We start from the raw sequence: 18,855 nt of genomic DNA, 5'->3' as shown, positions 1-18,855 counted from the left end.
CGACGGGGGAGCGCTGCCCAGGTGTACCACTACGACGTTTTCATCAGTTATCTGCGCACCGCCGATCCGATCGCCCGGTGGGTCCGCAACCATTTCCATCCGCGGCTGTGCGAACTGCTCGACGGCAACCTGGACCGGGACGTCCAGGTGTTCTTCGACGGCTCGGTCCGGGTCGGCGGGAAGTGGCCGGACGAACTGCGCTCCGCCTTGCGGCACACCAGGATCCTGGTCCCGGTGTGTTCCCCGAAGTACTTCTACGACGAGTGGTGCCGGGCCGAATGGGCCTCGATGGAGCGCCGCGAGGAACTGGCCGGAGGGGACAGCCCGACGACGCTGATCTATCCGGTCATCTATTGCGATTCGAAGAATTTCCCGCCGTTCGCGCACGAACGCCGGATGCAGGACCTGACCGAGTGGAACCATCCGTACGAGCAATTCGAGGTCTCGGCCAAGTACATCGGTTTCCACGACCGGATGAACCGCATCGCGACCGAGATCGAGGAACTGGTCAGCGCGGCCCCGGCGTGGCGGGCGGACTGGCCGGTCCTCAATCCCCGGCCGGACGCGCCGCCCGTCTCGAGCTTTCCGAGGCTCTGAGCGATGCCCGGCGTCGTGATCACGTTCTATTCCTACAAGGGCGGCGTCGGCCGCAGCTTCACCCTGGCCAACATCGCGGTGCTGCTGGCCCGCTGGGGGCATCGCGTGCTGTGCGTCGACTGGGATCTCGAGGCGCCGGGGCTGCGCGAGTACTTCCGGCCGGCGCTGGACCGCGACCCGGAAGGCGGCGTGGTCGACCTCGTCGCCGATTTCCGGGAGGGCGGCGTCCGGCCGAACCGGCACATCGTCCCGGTCGCGCTGGACAACGTGCCCGGCGCGCTGGACTTCCTCCCGGCGGGCGGCGACGGCCCGCGGTATCCGGGACAGGTGCAGGGAATCGACTGGGAAAGCCTGTACGACGAGGAGTTCGGCGAGTACCTCGAACGCTGCCGGAAGGCGTGGACCTCGGACTACGACTACGTCCTGCTCGACAGCCGCACCGGGATCTCCGACGTCGGCAGCATCTGCACCGCGCACCTGCCGGACCGGCTGGTCGTCCTCTACACCGCGAACATGCAGAGCGTGCGCGGCGCGGTCGACGTCGCCCAGCGCGCGAACGTCGCGCGGAACGCCCTGCCCTACGACCGTCCGCAACTTCCCGTGCTGCCCGTGCTTTCGCGGTTCGACACGCGCGAGGAGTACGACCGGTCGGAAAGCTGGCGGGAGATCTGCCTCGACGAGACGCGGAGCCTGTTCGACAGCTGGCTGGACCAGACCGTTTCGCCCGCGGTGATCGCCCGCCACCTCACGCTGCCCTACGTGTCGTATTGGACCTTCGGCGAGCAATTGCCGGTGCTGCTGGAGAAAAGCCCGGGCGCGGACCAGATCGGCTACGCGCTCGAGACCGTCGCCGCGGTGATCGCGCATTCCTTCGACCGGACCGAGCTGCTGGCCGAAAACCGCGACGCCTATGTGGCGGCGGTGCGCACCCAGACGCAGAATTTCGCCTACGACATCCAGGTCAGCATGCCCCGGTCGAACCTCGGAGTGTCCCGGGATCTGGTGGCGGAGCTGGAGAAACTCGGCATCCGGGTGGGGCGTTCGCTCTCCGGCGACCGGTCCTGGCTCGGCCGCGTGGAAACCGACGCCCGGCACCTGTGCCTGGTGATCGACGGCAAGGCGAGCCGGTGGCAGCTGGCGGAGGTCGAGCTGTTCCTGCACCGCACGCTCGGCCAGGACCGCAGGCTGATCCCGGTGCTCACCGAAGGGACCGACCCGCGCGACCTGTCCGGCTACCTCGGCAACCTGCGCCACCTGCGCCTCGGCCCGGCGACCGGCCCGGCGAAGGTCGCCCGCGCCCTCGCCGACGAGATCGGCGCCGGCCGGGCACTGGTCGACACCGGCCAGTCCGACCTGGTTTCCCTGCTGCGCCAAGCGGCGCACGCCCGGCTGCGGCCGCCGCTGTGGGACCTCGTCGACGACCTGGCGGGCGAAATCCCGGCCGCGGTCGGAGCCGGCGACAGCGTGCGGGCGCAGGAACTCGGCGCGGACCTGGCCGTGCTGCTGCGCCCGCGCCGCGGCGACGACGGCGCGACACCGCCGCCGCGACGGGTCCAGAACGCCCTGGCGTGGGCCCAGCAAGTGCTCGACGTGCGGGTGAACGGCAGCTAGCCGCGCCCCGCCAGACGCCCCGCCCGCGCCCGCGGCCGGGATGCCCCGAGAAAGGACGGCGGATGCACGAACGACTGAGCCACAAACAGTCCGCGGCGATGATCGCGCTGATGGTGAACGGCCGGGAGATGACGAACCCGGAACTGCGCGCGGCGGCGGGCTTCGCGCTCGACGGGAGGGACCGGCACAAGCTCAACGAACGCTACGTCAGCAGCCGGAAATCCGGCCGTGCCTACGCACACCAGCTGACCGACGCCGGCTGGGACTGGTGCGCGGAAGAACTGGCCGCGCTGAGCCCGCCGAAGCCGGTGCGGAGCACGTTGACGGTGGTGGCTTACCTGGCGTTGAACAAGTTCTTCGAGTATCTGCGGCTGCACAACGTTTCGCTGAAGGAGATCTTCGGCGGCGCGGACGGAAACGCGCCGCAGGCGGTGAACCTGAAGGAACTGATCGTCACGACCTACCGCAAACTCGCCAGCGAGCCGCGGGGCTGGGTGGGGCTGGCCGATCTGCGGTCGTCGCTCGGCGACGCGGAGACCGCCGAGGTCGACGCGGTGCTCAAGGAGCTGAGCCGGACCGGGCAGGCGAAACTGGTGCCGGAATCCAACCGCAAGATGCTGACCGCGGCGGACCGGGCGGCGGCGGTGCGCATCGGCGGTGAAGAGAATCATATGCTGTCGATCGAGGCGTCATGATCGAACATCTGGCCGTGCTGGCGACCTTGCGGTTCGACTGGGCCGACACTCCCGACCACGTGTGGCGGGATTCCCCTTACCACGTCGACGGACTGCACGCGGACGTGATGGCGGCGATCGACGTCGGCATCCGCGACGCGGCGGCGAGCGACGGGCCGAGCCCGATCGGGCTGGTCATGCAGGGCATGAAGGGCGTCGGCAAAACCCATCTCCTCGGGATGGTCCGGCGGGCGGCGCACCGCGCGGGCGGGTACTTCTTCCTCGACGACCTCACCGCCGGCGACGCGTTCTGGGAGAACACGGCCGACGCGTTGCGCCGCGGCTTGCTGCGCACCGACGATTCCGGGGAAACGCAGCTGCGCAGCTTTGTGCGCCGGGTCTGCGAACGCGGGGATGTGTCCTGGGAAGCGACCTCGGCTCTGCTGGGCACGGGAGCGTTGACGCGCGCCCACCTCGACGCGTTCGTGCTGGGACTGCGGAAGCTCGACCGCCAGGTCGCCGTGGAGTGCGCGGACACGGCCCGCGCACTGGTGCTGTACGCCGCCGAAGACCTGACCCAGAACGAGATCGGCGACGAGTACCTGGGCAGTTCCGAGGAATCGAAATCCGGCGTCCGCCGGAAGTGGGGCATCCGGGCGAAACCGAAGTCCGCGCTGGGGCAGGTGCACGACATCACCCGGCTGCTCGCGCTGACCGGGCCGCTCGTGATCGGGGTCGACCAGCTCGACACGCTGATCGCCCGTTCTTCCTTGCAGGCGAGGGAAATCGGGCATCGCGGGGAGGAGGATTTCCTCGTCGCCCAGATCGCCGACGGGCTGATGGAACTGCGCGAGGTCACCCGGCGGACGCTGACCGTGCTCGCCTGCCTGCCGACGACGTGGATGCTGATCAAGGACAAGGCCGCCGACACCGTCCCCGACCGGTTCCGCGAGACCCTCACGCTCGGCCGGGTGCTGGACGCCGAGGTCGGACGGCGGCTGATCGAACGGCGGCTCGGAGTGGCTTACGCCGCGATGGATTTCACTCCGCCGCATTCGACCTGGCCGGTCGCCCCTTCCGCGTTCGACGGGCCGTGGGAGGAGTACACCCCGCGGGAGCTGCTGAAGCGGATCGGCGCCCACATCGACGCGTGCGTCCGCGCGGAACGCGTGCAGGAGCTGACCAGCTTCGACACCGACGCGCCGCCGGTCCTGCCGGCGCGCGCGGAACCGAAGCCCGACCGTTTCTCCGAACTGGACTCCTGGTTCGAGCAGCTCCGCGCGGCCGCGGACCCCTCGGCGCTGCTCGACCACAAGGTGGAGGACGAGGTGATGCCCCGTCTGCTGTCGGCCGCGCTCCGCGGCTGGATCACCGAGGTCGGCGACGACGAAATGGAGTGGGACGCCCGCGGCAGCGAGGACGAACTGCACGCGTGGCTCACCCATACCCTCGACGAGGACTCCGACCTGGAGGAACACTGGGCGTTCCGGGCGATCTCCGTGCGGCATCCGCTCGCGGTGCTCAACCGGTTCCGCAAGGCGCGCTCGGCCGCCGGGCTCCGGCCGGGGGCGGACAACCGGCACCTCATCCTGATCCGGAACTCCTCGTGGTCCAAAGGAGAGAAAACCCAGGCCGAACTCCGGGCCTTCGAAGCCGCCGGGGGGAAGCGGCTCAAGATGTCCGAGGCGGACGTCCGCACGTTCTGGGCGCTGGACGAGATGTTCGTCAAGGGCGGCCCGGACGTCCACGAATGGCTCATCGACCGCAGGCCCGCCCGACGGTCGCAGCTGCTTTCCGGAGTCCTGCCCGACACCGCGGCTCGTTCCGAAAGCCGCGCGACGTCGCCATCCCCGGCACCGCAGCGGCCCGCGAACCCGAGCCCCGCGGCCCAGCCTTCCCTCTTCACCCAACCCGCCCCGCGCTCGAACCGCACCGGAAGCGCCCAAGCCCCCCGTTCCGACGGAACCCACCCCCCGCCCGGCGGCACGGTCACCCTCGGCACCGAAACCGGCTCCGGCAAGCCAGTCCGCATCGAACTCTCCGCACTCCGCAAGCACGCCGCCGTCTTCGCCGGTTCCGGATCGGGGAAAACCGTGCTGCTGCGCCGGATCATCGAGGAATGCGCGCTGCTCGGCGTGTCGTCCATCGTGCTGGACCCGAACAACGACCTCGCCCGCCTCGGCGACCCGTGGCCGAGTCCGCCGAGCGGCTGGGGGCCGGAAGACGCGCGGCTCGCCGAGCGCTATCTCGAGGGCACCGACGTCGTCGTCTGGACCCCGGGCCGCGCCACCGGGCGTCCGCTCGGGTTCGAGCCGCTGCCGGATTTCGCCGGGGTGCTCGACGACGAGGACGAGTTCTCCGCGGCGGTCGAGGTGGCCGTCGCCGCTCTCGCGCCGCAGGCCCGGCTCACCGGAAGCACCGCGAAAGCGGACATCGGCCTGGCCGTGCTGCGGCAGGCGATCGTGCACCACGCCCGCACCGGGTCGCGGAGCCTGCCGGAGCTGATCGGCCTCCTCGAGGACCTTCCCGACGGCGTCACCAATCTCAACGGCGGGCGAAAAATCGCTGCCGAGGTCGCGGAGCTGCTCAAGGCCGCGATGGTGAACGACCCGCTGTTCGCCGGAGCCGGAACCCCGGTCGATCCGGCGGTGCTGCTCACCCCGGCCGGCGGCAAGCGGGCGCGGATTTCGGTGATCAGCTTCGCCGGGCTGCCCGCCGAGGCGCAGCGGCAGAGCTTCGTGAACCAGCTGCAGATGGAGCTGTTCGCGTGGATCAAGCGGAATCCGGCGGGGGACCGGCCGCTGGGCGCGCTGTTCGTGATGGACGAGGCGCAGACGCTCGCGGCGTCGGGTTCGCTCACCGCCAGCACGCGCAGCACGATCGTGCTCGCCGCGCAGGCCCGGAAGTACGGGCTGGGGCTGCTGTTCGCGACGCAGGCGCCGAAGGGCCTGCACAACCAGATCGCCGGCAACGCGATGACGCAGTTCTTCGGTCGGCTCAACAGCCCGGCGCAGATCGCCGCGGCGAACGAGATGGCGCGGGCGAAGGGGAGTCCGGTGGCGGACATCTCGCGGCTCGAACGCGCCCAGTTCTACGTGTCCGGCGAGGCGTTCGGGTTCCGGCGCGTGGCGACGCCGCTGTGCCTGAGCCACCACCCGGCGAGCCCGCTGCGCCTCGAGGAGGTGCTCGCGCGGGCCAGGAACGGGGAGGGAAGAGGGGAGGGGTGAAACAGCGGCCCGGGCCCGGGCCCGGGGATCCGTCCGGGCCCGGGCCGCTGCGGATCAGACGCCCGCGACCGACTGGATCCAGTCGCGGTACTGGGTGATGTTGATGTAGGCGGTGTAGGACTGGCGGTCGCTGGTGGAGGCGACGCCGACCTGCTTGCCGTTGGCGTACATCGGGCCGCCGGAGTCGCCGCCGGCGGTGATGCCGTCGACGCGGTTGGCGCACACCGAGACGCCGGCCGCGCCGTCCGGGCAGTCGACCGAGGTGACCTGGACGTTCGCCACCTTCAGCACCTGCGACTGGCAGTTGATCTCCGGCTGGTCGGTGCAGGTCGCGCCCCAGCCGTAGACCTGCGCGGTGTCGCCGACGTTGACGTCGCCCGCGGTGCCGAGCGGCGCGTACTCGGTCTGGACCTTCTGGTCGATCTGGACCAGCGAGATGTCGGCGTCGGGGGAGTCGTGCACCGACGTCGCGGAGACCTCGGTGCCCTGGGTCTGGTCGAGGCTGCCGACGTGGAAGGTGATCTGCTTGCCGCCCGCGCCCTGCGTGCAGTGCCGGGCGGTGAGGATCCAGTCGGGCGCGATGATCGTGGCGGAACAGAGTTCCTGGCCGCCGGCGAACATCCGGGCGGCGGCGTGCAGGGAGTCGGCGGTGCTGCCGTCGATGATGGCGGGCTGGGCGGGGGCGGCCGCGGCCGGGGAGGCCGCGGCGACGGCGGCGAAGGCCAGGCCGGACAGGACTGCGGCGGTACGCGCGATTCGCACTGGGGATCAACTCCGGTGGGTACGGGGAGTAGTGGTCAGGTACTGACCCACCGTCGTGAATGTCGGTAAATGACGGAACCCGCCGAAGGTTTGGGCCGCCCGAGTTCCCGACTTTCGTCGTAGGACAAGCGGCCCAGCCCGCCCTGACGCGGCGCGGAGGCGGACTGTGAGCGCGCTCACCGTGCCCGGAGGGCCAGAATGGTGTCGGGTGGACGAGCGGGCGCGAAGGGCCCCGCCTGGACAGGGAGTGCAGCACGCGGATGGAAGCCGGCTCACAGGGATCGGCACGGCTGAAGTCGTCGTACCGCTACGACGACCTCGACGTGCTCACGCTGCTGCTGGCGGGGGAACTCGACGCCGGCACCGCGCTGGTGGTGGTGCGGGCGGTGACGTTCGCGCTGGCGAAGCGCCCGATGGCGCTGGTGCTGGACCTGACCGGGCTGACCGAGCTGAGCGACGCGGGCGTGCACGTCCTGCGGGCCGCGCAGGACCGCGCGGCCGCCGAGGGCGTGGTGCTGCGGCTGCTCGCGCACCCCTCGGGCGCGGCGGGCCGGCGGCTCGCCGAGACCGGGATGACCGGCGTGTTCGACATCTACCCGGACCGCACCGCGGTCCGCGTGGAGACCGACCGGATCGCGTTCCTGCGCCGGATGAAGCGCCGGCTCGACGCGGGCTGAGCCGGTCCGGACCCCGGGTGTTCGGGGCCTATCCGAAGCGGCGAAGTGGCCCGAGCGGGTGAACTTCGGAAATTTCTTCGCCAGTGGTCCGGACCAGTGCGGGGATGTTGCGAGTTCACGCCAGCAGCGCTTCGGCCAGTCCCTGCTCCCGGATCGAGTCCCGGAGTTTCGCCAGCGCGCGGCACTGCGTCACCCGGACGTTGCCCGGCGAGATCCCCAGCGTCTTCGCCGTTTCGGCCGACGTCAGGCCGACGACCACGCGCAGGGTCAGGATTTCCTGCTGGAGCTTCGGCATCCCGGCCAGCAGCCGCCCGAGCGAGGCGCCGAGGTCGGCGGTGAGCGTGTGCGATTCGGGGCCGTCGCCGAGATCCGGGTTCTCCGGGACGTCGGGCACCGGCCGCGAGCGGTCGCGCGACACCGCGCGGAAGGCGTCGGCCACCTTGTTCGCCGCGATCGCGCGCACCAGGTGCAGGAACGATCCGCCGCGGTCCTCGTAGCCCGGCACCGCCTGCAGGACCGCGATGCACACTTCCTGCGCGACGTCGTCGGCCGACAGATAGGACAGGTCGCGTCCGCCGATGCGGGCGCGGCAGTAGCGCGCGATCACCGGTTTCAGCAGCGCCAGCAGTTCCGGGGCCGCGCCGGGGACCTCGTCGCGGGCCGCGCGGACCACGGTTTCCAGGCGCTCGGCCAGCCCGGACGGGCGCGGCAGCGCGGCGAGCGGGACGTAGCCTTCGACCGGTTCGGGCACGGTGGCGGTGGGCATAGGGGTCGTTCCTTTCGTACGGGCGGCCGCGGTGGTCTCGCCCGCTCGGTCCGGGAGTCGGGAGTCCGGGCGCGGATGTTGCGCCCCGGCGGGTGTTGTCCAGCTTCTGTCCGTTGCGCGGCAACGGAATTCGCGGGGACCTGGACAGATCTTGGACAGGTTTCGCCCGCCGGTAGCGCGTCCGGGCGCGCCGGCGATCCCGGTGCGGTCGGAGAAATCCCGAGCGGGAAGGGGAATCGCGATGATCACGCACTGACCGCGGGCCGCGGCCCGGCCGGCCGGGTTCAGCCGGCCGGGCTCCACCGGATGCCGTAGGCGAAGCCGGGCGCGAGCCGGTCGAACCCGAGGTGCACGTCGCCCGACCCGTCCGGGGTCACGAGGTCGCCGCGTGCGCCCGGATCGCGTGCGTCGTCCTGGAACACGCGGTCCAGCCGCACGATTTCGGCCGGCGGCGCGGCCGGGAAGCGCACGTGCAGGTCGAACCGGTCGACCGGATGCCGCGGCACGCACACGTAGTGCGGATGCCGGAACTCCGCGCGGAACCGCAGCGCGAGCTCGTGCTTTTCCCCGCGCGCCAACGGCTTGGCCAGCCGCAGCGCCAGCCCGACCCGGTCGTTCGACTCCATCGCGCGGCGGACCAGCGTGCCGCCGTGGAAGACGTCGACGTCGAGATCGCTTTCCCGCACCGGCCCGGCGGCCGCGGACGTGGTGGTGAGGGTGAGCGCGAGGTCCAGTTCGGCGACCCCGTCGTGGTCGGCGGCGATCCGCCGGAACTCGAACACCTCGGGCCGTTCCTGGTCCAGCGCGAGCGAGACGCGCAGCAGCTCGGTGTGCCAGCTGCCGTCGGGCGCGGGCCGTCTCCCGCCCTCGCGCGGGGCGGCGAGCGCGAGGTGCGCGACGTGCTCGATGCCCTCGTCGATGCGCCGCCGGATCGTGCGGTCGTCGCGGTCCAGTTCGCGCGCGGCCCAGTGCACCCGTTCCTGGTAGAACGGCTTGCGCGCCGGCTCGTGCATCGCGAACGCCGCGAGCACGGCGATCCGGAGGTCGTCCGGGAGGGTCTTGGCCAGCGGCTCCAGCACATGCGCGAGCCGGTCGCGGATCTCGACGTTTTCCGCGTGGTCGGGAATCCCGCACACCTCGCGCAGGACCGGGCCGACCCGAATCCCGAGCGGAGTGGTGAATACGCCGCGCCCCTTGCGGAGCACTTTCAATTCCGCGACCAAGTCCGCCGCGTTCGGTTCCACCCGTTCCTCCCTCGCGTCTCCCCGCCCGCAGCCACTGTTCCGCAATGCGGCCGCCGATGTCCAGCCTTGCCCGCGGATGGCGCACGGACTGTGACCGGAATGATTTCCCATTCCCGCGTCCGGCTGGCGCGCCCGGGTTTATCGGCGCGGCAAATTCGCTCGGATGGCGCCTTCCCGAAACGGCGGGTGACTGTTCCAGTCCGTTGCCGGCGAACGGTCAGCCGGTCCGGCTCGCGCTCTCGTGAGCCGGCCCGCGGCGGACTCCCCTGCTGGTCCCGGCAGAATTCCTTTCGCCGCGGGCCAGGCCAGGGCAATGCGACTGCGTTGCCTCTCCGTTCCCCGTTCACGCGACTAAGGCGGAAACGGGAAACTCCTTCCCCGATTGCCGCGTGCTCGCGCATTCTCGGGACAGGCCGCTGATCAGGCGGCCGGAAATCCTCGGAGGGAGCTTGTCGTGAAGGTCGTCTGTTCGTTTTCCCTGCTGGTGCGCGCCGCGTTGTGGCTCGCCGGGGTCGCGCTCGTGTCCGGGCTCGCCCTCGGCCATCCGGGCGGTCCCGCGCCGGTCGCGCCGCCGGTGTCGGTGCGGACCGCGCCGTGACGAAGCCGCGGCCCGGTGCCTGCCGGATCGTCATACTGGGAGCGAGAAGAGGGTGGAGGCGGATGACAGCGCGCGCGACGTTCGGGGCGGAACTGCGGCGGCTGCGCACTTCGGCCGGGCTTTCGCTGACCGAGCTGGCGGCCCGGGTGCACTACAGCAAGGGGTATCTGAGCAAAGTCGAAACCGGCTTGGCTGCTCCGAATTCCGCACTCGCTGCTTTATGTGAAGCAGAATTCGGTACCCCGGGTGCCCTTACCGCGCTGATTCCCGCGGAAACCGGAAAACGCCGCACCCGGCCGGACGTCCGCCCGTCCGGCCTTCCCCCGATGGCTTCCGGCTTCACCGGGCGCGATTGCGAATCCGAAGCCGTCCGCGAGATTCTCGAGTCCGACGGTGGCGTCTGCGTCATTTCGGGGATGGGCGGAGCCGGGAAGACGGCGCTGGCGGTGCGGTGCGCGTACCGGCTCGAAGCGTCCTTCGCCGACGGCAGCCTCTTTCTCGATCTGCGCGGCACCTCCGACGAACCGGTCGCTCCCGCCGACGCGCACGACCGGCTGCTTCGGATCCTGCAGGTGCCCGCCGAGCGGATCCCGGCCGATCCCGACGACCGCGCCGCGCTGTTCCGGACCTGCCTGCGCGGCCGGAGTTTCCTGCTGGTGCTGGACAACGCGGGCAGCACCGGGCAAGTGCGCCCGCTGCTGCCCGCGGAACCGAAGTGCCGCGTCGTGATCACCAGCCGCTCCCGCCTGCCCGCATTGGACGAAGCGCAGCACGTCTCGCTGGGCGTCCTCCCGTCCGCTTCTGCCGCCGCGCTGGTCGCCGCCTTGACCGGGGCGTCCCCCGACGCCGCCCTGCGGATCGCCGACCGCTGCGGCCGCCTCCCGCTGGCCATCCGGATCGCCGCGGCCCGCCTGCGCGCCCACCCGGCGTGGGACGTCGCGGAACTGGAGCGCCGCCTGGCCGACGAAACCCGCCGCCTGGGCGAACTCGACGACGGCGAACGAAGCCTGGCCGCCGCCTTCCGGTTGTCGGCCCGCCAATTGGAGCAGCCGGAAGCGCGGCTGTTCGGCTTGCTCGCCCTGCACCCCGGCCCGGACTTCGACGTCACCGCCGCGCAAGCGCTGGGCTCGCTGGACGCGCGGGAGGCCGAGCGGCTGCTGGACCGCCTGCACCAGGCGTACCTGCTCACCCAGCCGGAACTGGGCCGGTTCGGTTTCCATGACCTGGTAAGGGTTTTCGCCGCCTCCGGCGTCGCAGGCCAGGACGCTTTCCGCCGGCTGGCCGATTTCTCCGTCGCCGCCGCGGAACGCGCCGACCGGATGGTGAGCGGCCCGCGCTACCGCCCGGAAGTGACCTATCCGCCCGGCCTGCCCGAACTCGAGTTCCCGGACCAGGACGCCGCGATCGCCTGGTTCCGCGCCGAATGGCCGAACCTGGTCGCGCTGTGCCGCCGGGCCGGGGCGTCCGAGCGATGCTGGCAGTTGGCGTTCTTCCTGCGCGGATTCTTCTACCTGACCAAACTGTGGGACCCGTGGATCGCGACGCACCGCTGGGCGCGCGCCGCCGCCGAAGCCGTCGGCAACCGCTGGGCCGCCGCCACGACGACCGCGAACCTGGGGATCGCCTACGTCGACCGCGGCGATCTGGACGAAGCCTGCCGGTGTTACCGCCAAGCGCTGCGCGAGTACCGGGAAATCGGCGACCGCCACGGCGAAGCGACCGCGCTGGCGCATTCGGCCTGGGCGGAGCACTACCGGGGCAACCACGAACAAGCCCTGCGCGACCTGCGCAGCGCGGCGGAGTTTTATGCCCTGACCGGCAACCGACGCAGCGGTGCTATCACGACGCGGGGCATCGCCCTGGTCCTGACCGCGCTCGGGCAGCCGGACGAAGCTGGCCGTTTGGTCGAGGAGACGCTGGCGGTGTTCGAGGAGCTGGGGCTGGAACTGGACGTCGTGATGGCGCTGAACTGCCTTGGCTGGGCAAGGTTCCGCGCCGGGGACCACTCGGGTGCGGAATCGGCTTACCGGGAAGCCGCGGCTCGCGCGGAAGCCTGCGGCAGCACCCATGAGGCGGCGCGGGCTTACCTGGGGTTGGGGAATGCGGCCGCGGCGCTGGGGGCTGAGGGGGAGGCCGCGACGCAGTGGGAACGGGCCGAGGCGGCGCATCCTGGGCTTGATCCGGTGACGGTGGGGGAGGCGGCTGCTCGGGCCGAGTTTCGGTGAGGGTTCGGCGTTGGCCGGGTGTCGAGTTGCCGAGGCAAGTGGCAGTCGAGCTGCGGGTTGTTGGTCTAGTAGGGAGCACGTGACTGGATTGGGGACGGTGAACGCAGTTGCACCTGCCGGGGACGGCGTGGGTAGGGCGGCCGATCGGTGCGGGATGCGTGTGAACTGTGGCGGGTCTGGCTGGGTCGCCGCTTGCAGCCAAAGGGTCCGTGGGCGGAGCGAACTTGCGTGCCCGCTGTCTCCGCGGGGCGTGACTGGATTGTGAACCGTGGCGGGCCTGATTGGAGTCACCTGTGCGGCTCGGTGGCGAAAGAGTGCGCGCGGCGGAGCGGACTCGCGGGGAGTATGCCCGCTGTCTCTGCGGGGCGGGCCTGGCTGAGTCATCGTCGCCTGCTGCGTGGCTGCCGGGCGGGTTCGTGCTGGGGAGTGTGCTCGCTGGCTGCGGGTGCGGCTGGGGTGTGCATCGTGGCGGGCCTGGCTGAGTTGCCGTCGTCGCCCGGTGGCCGAGGGAGTGCGTTGCTGCGGGCGGAGTGGGCTCGCTGTCTTTGCGGGGCGTGGCTGGATTGTGAACCGTGGCGGTTCTGGGTGGGGCACCGCTTGCAGCCAAAAGATCCGTGGGCGGAGCGGACTTGCGCCGGGAGTATGTCCGCTGTCTCTGCAGGCGTGGCTGGGTGGTGAACCGCGGCAGGCCTGGTTGGAGTAACCGCCGCGGGCCGGTGGCCAAAGAGTTCGCGTGGCGGAGCGGAGTCGGGGGGAGTGTGCCCGCCGTCTCTGCGGGGTGTGGTCGGGCTTTCCGGGCCGGTGGCGGCGTGTTGGGATGGGTGGATGGGATCGTCGCCCGAGCCGGTTGAGGAGTTGCCTCGCGTGGCGGGGTTTCGGGCGCTGATGTTCGCTTTGCCGCCGGTCGGGCGGAGGTGGTCGGCGGGGTTGCGGGCCGCGGCCGCGGTGGCGGTGCCGGGGGTTGCGCTGGTGCTCGCGGGGGCATCGGCGTCGGCGTTGTTCGTCACGTTGGGGACGTTCGCGGTCTTGTACGGCGAAGGGCGGCCGTACCGGGTGCGGGCGGGCGTCGTGGCTACTGCTGGTGCGGGGTTGCTCGCGGCGGCTGCGTTGGGTGCTTCGGTGGGGACGGTGGTTCCGCCCGGTCCGGTGTCGGTGCTGGTGGTTTCGGTGGTCGCGGTGCTGGCGACGTACGTCGTCGACGCGTTGCGGCTCGGACCGCCCGGGCCGTTGTTCTTCGCGCTCGTTTGCGCGGGCGCGCAGGCCGCGGTCGAGGCGGGGGCTCGGCCGTGGGTGGTGCTCGGGTGTGCCGCGGCGGGCGTCGGATCGTCGGTGGTGGTGTCGATGGCCGGCGTACTGGCCGACCGGACCAAACCGGAGCGGACGGCTGTCGACCGTGCGGTTCGGGCCGTTGACGCGTTCGTTTCGGCGGAGCGGAAAACCGCCGAGGCACGGCACGCCGCCGGTGCTGCGGTGTCCGCGGCGTGGACTGCGCTGCATGACGCGGGACATCCTCGCCGTGGCACGCAACCGGATCTAGTTGCGACGCTGCTCGCCGCTCACCGGCGGTTCGCGGACGCTTCGCCGGGGGAGTCCGTCGAATTGCCGCCGGGGAAGCTGCCGTTGCCGCGGCCGAACATCGGGTACCGGTTGCGGCGGGCGGTTCCGTTGCAGTCGCACGCCGCGGTGACGGCGTTGCGCGTGGGCGTCGGGTGCGTGGTCGCTGGGGAACTGGCGGTGGCAGTCGGATTTGGCCGGCCGCATTGGGCAGTGCTCAGTGCGCTCGTGGTGCTGCAGCAGGGACTGGACCGGCGGCGGACGAATGTGCGTGCGCTGCACCGGTTCGCGGGCACGGCGGCGGGGCTGGTGCTGTTCGGGTTGGTGATGATGCTGTCGCCGTCCGGGGTGGTGTTGATCTTGATTCTGGCGGTGCTGCAGTTCTGTGTGGAACTGGTGGTGCCGCGGAACTACGCGGTGGCGACAGTCGTGATCACGCCGCTCGCGTTGCTGGCCGCCGGAGTGGCGAGCCTGCCGGGCCCGGTGTGGCCCGCGGTGGCGGACCGCTTCGCCCAGACGGCGATCGGGGTCGTGGTGGCGGTGGCGGTGCAGTACGCGGTGGTGCCGCGTGCGCATCGGAAGACGTTGGACTGGACCGGATCTCGCGTGCGCGCCGCCGCGCGTGCGGTGCTGGCCGGTGCGCCGGTCCCGCGTGCGGCGGCGCGCCGGGACTTGCAGTTCGAACTGGAGGGCGCGACCCGGGCAGGAGTGGATTCGGTGCACAACGAACCCGGCTGGGCGGCGGAGCGCTGGCCCGCCCACGCGGCGCTGGTCCACGACGGGTACGACCTGCTCCAAGCCTGCTGGTCCGCACCGGACGGCGGGTTGCGGGACGCGGAACGCTGGGAGCGCGCGTTCGGCCGGTGAGCCTCGGATGACTGGCCGGAGGGTTCGGCCCGGAGCGCGGATTGTGGGGATGCGTGCCCGGCCGAATGGGGGCGCTGGCGCTCGGCGAAACTGCCCGGTCGGAGGTGACTCGCTAAGCTGATCCCTTGGCCGGGTCTCGCGGATGCCGAACGCGAAGCGGCCGCGCTTCGGCTGGCCTGCTTCGCGAACGACGGAGCCGATCCGGCGAACAACTCGCGCCGGTCCCCCGCCTGGCCGTTGCGCCGCCGGACGCGGAGGCCGTCGAGAGCTACCCCGCGGTCCGCCTCTTCCGCGACCGTGCCCGGGCGAGCGACCCGGCGTTCCGGGCTGACCGACAAAACGGCGGCCGACGTCGTGCTTGGCAGATCGCGCCTTGACCACTGCCCGGCTGGCGAGCAGCGGCTCGGGTTCCGGCCGTGACCGTGCACCGGCCGTCCGCGCCGCGCCGAACCACGCTGGCTAAAGGCTGCGCAGGGCGGCCTCGATCTCCTCCGGACCGGCCTCGCTGGCCGGAGCTGCGCGCACCGGCCGTCCGCGCAGCTCCGAACCACGCTGGCTAAAGGCGGTGCAGGGCGGCCTCGATCTCCTCCGGACCGGCCTCGCCGGGCGTGATCGTCAGCGGGCCCGCGACCTCCCGCGGAAGCAGCCGAGCTGGCCGACTGCGATCGGGTTGATCAGCTTCTCCTCGATGGCGCGGCTGTCAGCGGGCCGACGCCGTGTGCGCGCAGGCGTCGGCGTGCACGGCGGCGAGGGATGCCGGACGGTCCCATGCAGGACCGGCAGCGCATCCTTCGTCAGGTCGTGCGCGGACGTCACGGTGACGCCGGGCGTCGGGCCGCAGGTGACGAGGTCCGCGGTCGGCCGTCGCTGGCGCAGAAGGCGGCTCGGCCATCGGCGGACAGGGCCAGCAGGGCCCGGGCGCCGTGGTGGTGACGGCGGGCAGGACGTGGTCGTAGCCCGCCATCCGGCGCGTGACCGGGCGGTGCACGCGCCGCCCGCGGATGCTGGTCATCAGTTCATCGGTGCGGTGCAGGCGCGGACGGCGGCGTCCAGCCGTTCTCGGTCCACAGGCGTCAGGATTCCTCCTTCGCCTGCTCCGGGCGGGACGGCCGGACGAACCAGGCTCCCACCACCGCGACCGCTCCGATGCAGCCAGCCACGATGAACGCCATCTGCAGCCCGTTGGAGTCGGGGCTCACGGCGGCGTGTTCGGCGCTGCTGACGGTCGCGACGCTGACGAACACCGCGGTGCCCAGTGCGCCGGCGACCTGTTGGAGGGTCGAGAGGATCGCGCTGCCGTGCGAGTAGAGGTGGTCGGGCAGCGCCGCCAGCGACTCGGTCATCAGCGGCGTCATCATCAGGCCCAGTCCGGCCATCAGGACGATGTGGATGCCGATCACCGCGATCAGCGGAGAACCCGGTCCCAGCAACGAGTACAGCCACAGCGAGACCGTCATCGCGAGCGCGCCGGGGAGCACCAGCGGGCGCGCGCCGACCCGGTCGAACAGCGCGCCGACCGGGCGGCCGAGCAGGCCCAGCACCAGGCCGCCGGGCAGGACGGCCAGGCCGCTGACGAACGTGGACTTGTGCAGGACGGTCTGCAGGTACAGCGGCAGCAGGATCGCGCCCACGCCGATCAGGCACATGAACAGCAGCGCGCTGAGTCCCAGCGCGACGACGAAACTGCGGTGGGTGAACGGCCGCAGGTCGAGCAGCGCGCGGTCGCGTCGCTGCAGGCGAAGCTGCCGCCAGCCGAACACCGCCAGCGAAACCACCCCGACCACAATCGGCAGCCACGGCGGCACCAGCGCGGTTTCGGCGGATTCACCCGCGGACGACAGGCCGTACAGGACTCCGCCGAAACCGACGGCGGAGAGGAGCACCGAGAGCACGTCGAGCGGAACCGCGCGGGTTTCGCTGTCGATCCGCAGCTGCAGCATCCCGGTGACCAGCGCGGCCAGCGACAGCGGCAGCACGATGAAGAACATCCACCGCCAGCCGAGCGACGACAGCACCGCGCCGCCGATCGTCGGGCCGATCGCGGGCGCGACCGCGATGACGATGCTGATCGTGCCCATCGTCGCGCCGCGGCGCTGGGCGGGCACGAGCCGCATGACGGTGGTCATCAGCAGCGGGATCATCACCGCGGTGCCGCACGCCTGCACGACCCGGCCCGCCATCAGCAGGCCGAAGCCGGGCGCGACGCCGCACAGCAGCGTGCCGAGGCTGAACGAGGCGAGCGAGAAGACGAACACCTGCCGCGGCGTGAACCGTTCGAGCAGGAACCCCGTCGTCGGGATCACCACCGCCATCGTCAGCAGGAAGCCGCTGGTGAGCCACTGGATCGTGGTGGTCGGCACGGAGAGGTCGACGGTGAGGTCGCGCAGCGCGACGCTCAGGATCGTCTCGTTGAGGATCATCACGAACGCCGACAGCACGAGCACGCTGATCAGCAGCCCGGGTTTGACGGGCGGCCGCGCCGGGGCCTCCGGCACGGGGGAGGAGACGCCGCTCATGCGCGCACCCCGCTGACGGACGCGAGGCCGAGTTCAAGGGTTCGGACACTCGCGACGACTGCGAGTCCGGCGGCGCGAACGGGACGGCCGGGGATCGTCGGACGGCTGCCGGGGAAAGCTCTGCGCGCGGCTGCACCGGCCGCTGCGGACGGGGTCGGGGACTGCTGGATCTTCACCTGGCCAGGATACGGAGGAGCACCGACAAAACCGGCGTCCTTTTCTGCCCGCAGCCCTCGGAACCAGCCGCGACCGGGCTTCCGGAAGCACCCGAAAAAGCCGCTCGACCAGCGATCGGCCGCCGTTCGCCGGAGCGGTAAGCGAATCAGGAATCTCGTCTCGCGGCCCTAGCGGCACTCCACAGTGGATAGTCCCAGCACTTCACGGATTCATCGCCAGCACCAGGAATCCCGCCAGCAACACCAGATGCACCCCGCCTTGAAGCCGCGTAGCGCGCCCCGGCACCACGGTTAGCACGCTGACCACCACCGTGAGCGCGAGCAGCACGATGTGCGTCGGCCCGAGACCGAGCAGCAGCGGGCCCTTGAGCCACACCGAGGCGAGCGCGATGACCGGGATGGTCAGGCCGATGCTGGCGATCGCGGAGCCGTACGCGAGGTTGAGGCTGATCTGCATCCGGTCGCGCCGCGCCGCGCGGACCGCCGCGAGCGTCTCCGGGGCCAGGATCAGCAGGGCGATCACCACGCCGACGAACGACTGCGGCAGCCCGGCCGCGCGCACCCCGGCCTCGATGGCCGGGGATTCGACCTTCGCCAGCCCGACGACGGTGACCAGGGCGACCAGCAGCAGAGCGAGGCTCACCAAGGTCTTCTGGAGGCTCGGCGGTTCCGCGTGCTCTTCCTCGCGGGTCTCGCCGTCGGCGTCGACGGGCAGGAAGAAATCCCGGTGGCGGACGGTCTGCGTCATCACGAAGGTGGCGTACAGAACCAGCGACGCACCGGCCGCGAAAGCCAGCTGCGGACCGGAAAACGCCGGGCCGGGCGTGCTCGCGGTGAACGTCGGAAGCACGAGGCTCAGCGTCGCCAGGGTGCCGACCGTCGCCAACGCCGCACCGCTGCCTTCGGGGTGGAACCGCGTTTCCCCGTACCGCCGCGCGCCCACGAGAAGCGACAGCCCGACGATGCCGTTGGTGGTGATCATCACCGCCGCGAACACCGTGTCGCGCGCCAGGGTGTCGGCCTTTTCACCGCCGGAAGCCATCATCGTGACGATCAGCGCGACTTCGATCACGGTCACCGCGACCGCGAGCACCAGCGAGCCGAACGGTTCGCCGACCCGGTGCGCGACCACCTCGGCGTGGTGCACCGCGGCGAGAACCGTGCCGGCCAGCGCGATCGCCACCAGCGCGACCGGCGCCGGACCCAGCGTGCGACCCCACGTGAGCGCCAGCAGGACCAGGGAAAGCAACGGCAGGAAAGTGGTCCAGGACAACAGATAACCGCGGACGCTCGCCATGCGCACACCCTGGCATACCGGACCCGCCGTCGCCGGGCACGCCGTCCGGGCGGGGGAGTGCCGC

13 protein-coding genes are annotated in these 18,855 nt (G+C 71.4%); 8 read left to right on the top strand and 5 right to left on the bottom strand.

What is annotated here, in order from left to right; translation table 11 throughout:
• The first annotated feature begins 21 nt into the window (after positions 1–21).
• The 4 genes from F9C12_RS07950 (at position 22) to F9C12_RS07935 (ending at position 6,109) form a co-directional block, all read left to right on the top strand.
• Positions 22–597 (top strand): TIR domain-containing protein, encoded by a 576-nt coding sequence (locus F9C12_RS07950; protein WP_409465374.1) that lies wholly within the window; start codon positions 22–24, stop codon positions 595–597.
• A gap of 3 nt (positions 598–600) precedes the next feature.
• Positions 601–2,208, top strand: coding sequence for a KGGVGR-motif variant AAA ATPase (locus F9C12_RS07945; protein ID WP_409465373.1), 1,608 nt, complete (start codon positions 601–603; stop codon positions 2,206–2,208).
• A gap of 62 nt (positions 2,209–2,270) precedes the next feature.
• Positions 2,271–2,903 (top strand): hypothetical protein, encoded by a 633-nt coding sequence (locus F9C12_RS07940; protein ID WP_409181339.1) that lies wholly within the window; start codon positions 2,271–2,273, stop codon positions 2,901–2,903.
• Positions 2,900–6,109: a helicase HerA domain-containing protein gene (locus F9C12_RS07935; RefSeq protein WP_409465372.1), complete on the top strand. Its 3,210-nt coding sequence runs from the start codon at positions 2,900–2,902 to the stop codon at positions 6,107–6,109. Before F9C12_RS07940 ends, F9C12_RS07935 begins: the two co-directional genes overlap by 4 nt.
• A gap of 54 nt (positions 6,110–6,163) precedes the next feature.
• Here the strand turns inward: F9C12_RS07935 and F9C12_RS07930 are convergent, their stop codons facing one another.
• Complete coding sequence (locus F9C12_RS07930) at positions 6,164–6,871, bottom strand: S1 family peptidase (protein ID WP_409181337.1); 708 nt, start codon at positions 6,869–6,871, stop codon at positions 6,164–6,166.
• Between the two features lie 260 nt (positions 6,872–7,131).
• Here F9C12_RS07930 and F9C12_RS07925 point away from each other — a divergent pair, with 260 nt between their 5' ends.
• Positions 7,132–7,548: an STAS domain-containing protein gene (locus F9C12_RS07925; protein WP_009076775.1), complete on the top strand. Its 417-nt coding sequence runs from the start codon at positions 7,132–7,134 to the stop codon at positions 7,546–7,548.
• Between the two features lie 115 nt (positions 7,549–7,663).
• On the opposite strand, the gene F9C12_RS07920 is transcribed toward F9C12_RS07925, so the two are convergent.
• Complete coding sequence (locus F9C12_RS07920) at positions 7,664–8,314, bottom strand: sigma-70 family RNA polymerase sigma factor (RefSeq protein WP_409181336.1); 651 nt, start codon at positions 8,312–8,314, stop codon at positions 7,664–7,666.
• A 284-nt stretch (positions 8,315–8,598) separates the two neighbouring features.
• The gene (locus F9C12_RS07915) at positions 8,599–9,558 is read right to left on the bottom strand and encodes a hypothetical protein (RefSeq protein WP_409181335.1); all 960 of its coding nucleotides are present in this window, start codon (positions 9,556–9,558) and stop codon (positions 8,599–8,601) included.
• Between the two features lie 454 nt (positions 9,559–10,012).
• On the opposite strand from F9C12_RS07915, the gene F9C12_RS07910 reads away from it, so the two are divergent.
• The 3 genes from F9C12_RS07910 (at position 10,013) to F9C12_RS07900 (ending at position 14,802) form a co-directional block, all read left to right on the top strand.
• Positions 10,013–10,156 carry a hypothetical protein gene (locus F9C12_RS07910; protein ID WP_220507312.1) on the top strand — a complete coding sequence of 48 codons (144 nt, stop codon included), beginning with the start codon at positions 10,013–10,015 and terminating at the stop codon, positions 10,154–10,156.
• 62 nt (positions 10,157–10,218) lie between these two features.
• Entirely contained in the window at positions 10,219–12,381 is a 2,163-nt protein-coding gene (locus F9C12_RS07905) for an ATP-binding protein (protein ID WP_409465371.1), read from the top strand.
• A gap of 864 nt (positions 12,382–13,245) precedes the next feature.
• Complete coding sequence (locus F9C12_RS07900) at positions 13,246–14,802, top strand: FUSC family protein (protein WP_409465370.1); 1,557 nt, start codon at positions 13,246–13,248, stop codon at positions 14,800–14,802.
• A gap of 1,073 nt (positions 14,803–15,875) precedes the next feature.
• Here the strand turns inward: F9C12_RS07900 and F9C12_RS07895 are convergent.
• Together F9C12_RS07895 and F9C12_RS07890 are read right to left on the bottom strand one after the other, a co-directional pair.
• Positions 15,876–17,318 carry an MDR family MFS transporter gene (locus F9C12_RS07895; RefSeq protein WP_409465369.1) on the bottom strand — a complete coding sequence of 481 codons (1,443 nt, stop codon included), beginning with the start codon at positions 17,316–17,318 and terminating at the stop codon, positions 15,876–15,878.
• 378 nt (positions 17,319–17,696) lie between these two features.
• A complete protein-coding gene (locus F9C12_RS07890) occupies positions 17,697–18,791 on the bottom strand; it encodes a calcium:proton antiporter (RefSeq protein WP_409181330.1) in 1,095 nt (364 codons plus the stop codon).
• Positions 18,792–18,855: the final 64 nt, after the last annotated feature.

The organism is Amycolatopsis sp. GA6-003, from assembly GCF_046267895.1.
Classification (GTDB): domain Bacteria; phylum Actinomycetota; class Actinomycetes; order Mycobacteriales; family Pseudonocardiaceae; genus Amycolatopsis.
Note: the sequence above shows the minus strand (reverse complement) of the source record. Positions and strands in the feature narration are given on the sequence as shown.

Excerpts from the sequence above, each read along its gene's own strand:
- F9C12_RS07890 (WP_409181330.1), bottom strand. The coding sequence starts at position 18,791 with ATGGCGAGCGTCCGCGGTTATCTGTTGTCCTGGACCACTTTCCTGCCG.
- F9C12_RS07935 (WP_409465372.1), top strand. The coding sequence starts at position 2,900 with ATGATCGAACATCTGGCCGTGCTGGCGACCTTGCGGTTCGACTGGGCC.
- F9C12_RS07895 (WP_409465369.1), bottom strand. The coding sequence starts at position 17,318 with ATGAGCGGCGTCTCCTCCCCCGTGCCGGAGGCCCCGGCGCGGCCGCCC.
- F9C12_RS07920 (WP_409181336.1), bottom strand. The coding sequence starts at position 8,314 with ATGCCCACCGCCACCGTGCCCGAACCGGTCGAAGGCTACGTCCCGCTC.
- F9C12_RS07945 (WP_409465373.1), top strand. The coding sequence starts at position 601 with ATGCCCGGCGTCGTGATCACGTTCTATTCCTACAAGGGCGGCGTCGGC.
- F9C12_RS07940 (WP_409181339.1), top strand. The coding sequence starts at position 2,271 with ATGCACGAACGACTGAGCCACAAACAGTCCGCGGCGATGATCGCGCTG.
- F9C12_RS07905 (WP_409465371.1), top strand. The coding sequence starts at position 10,219 with ATGACAGCGCGCGCGACGTTCGGGGCGGAACTGCGGCGGCTGCGCACT.
- F9C12_RS07925 (WP_009076775.1), top strand. The coding sequence starts at position 7,132 with ATGGAAGCCGGCTCACAGGGATCGGCACGGCTGAAGTCGTCGTACCGC.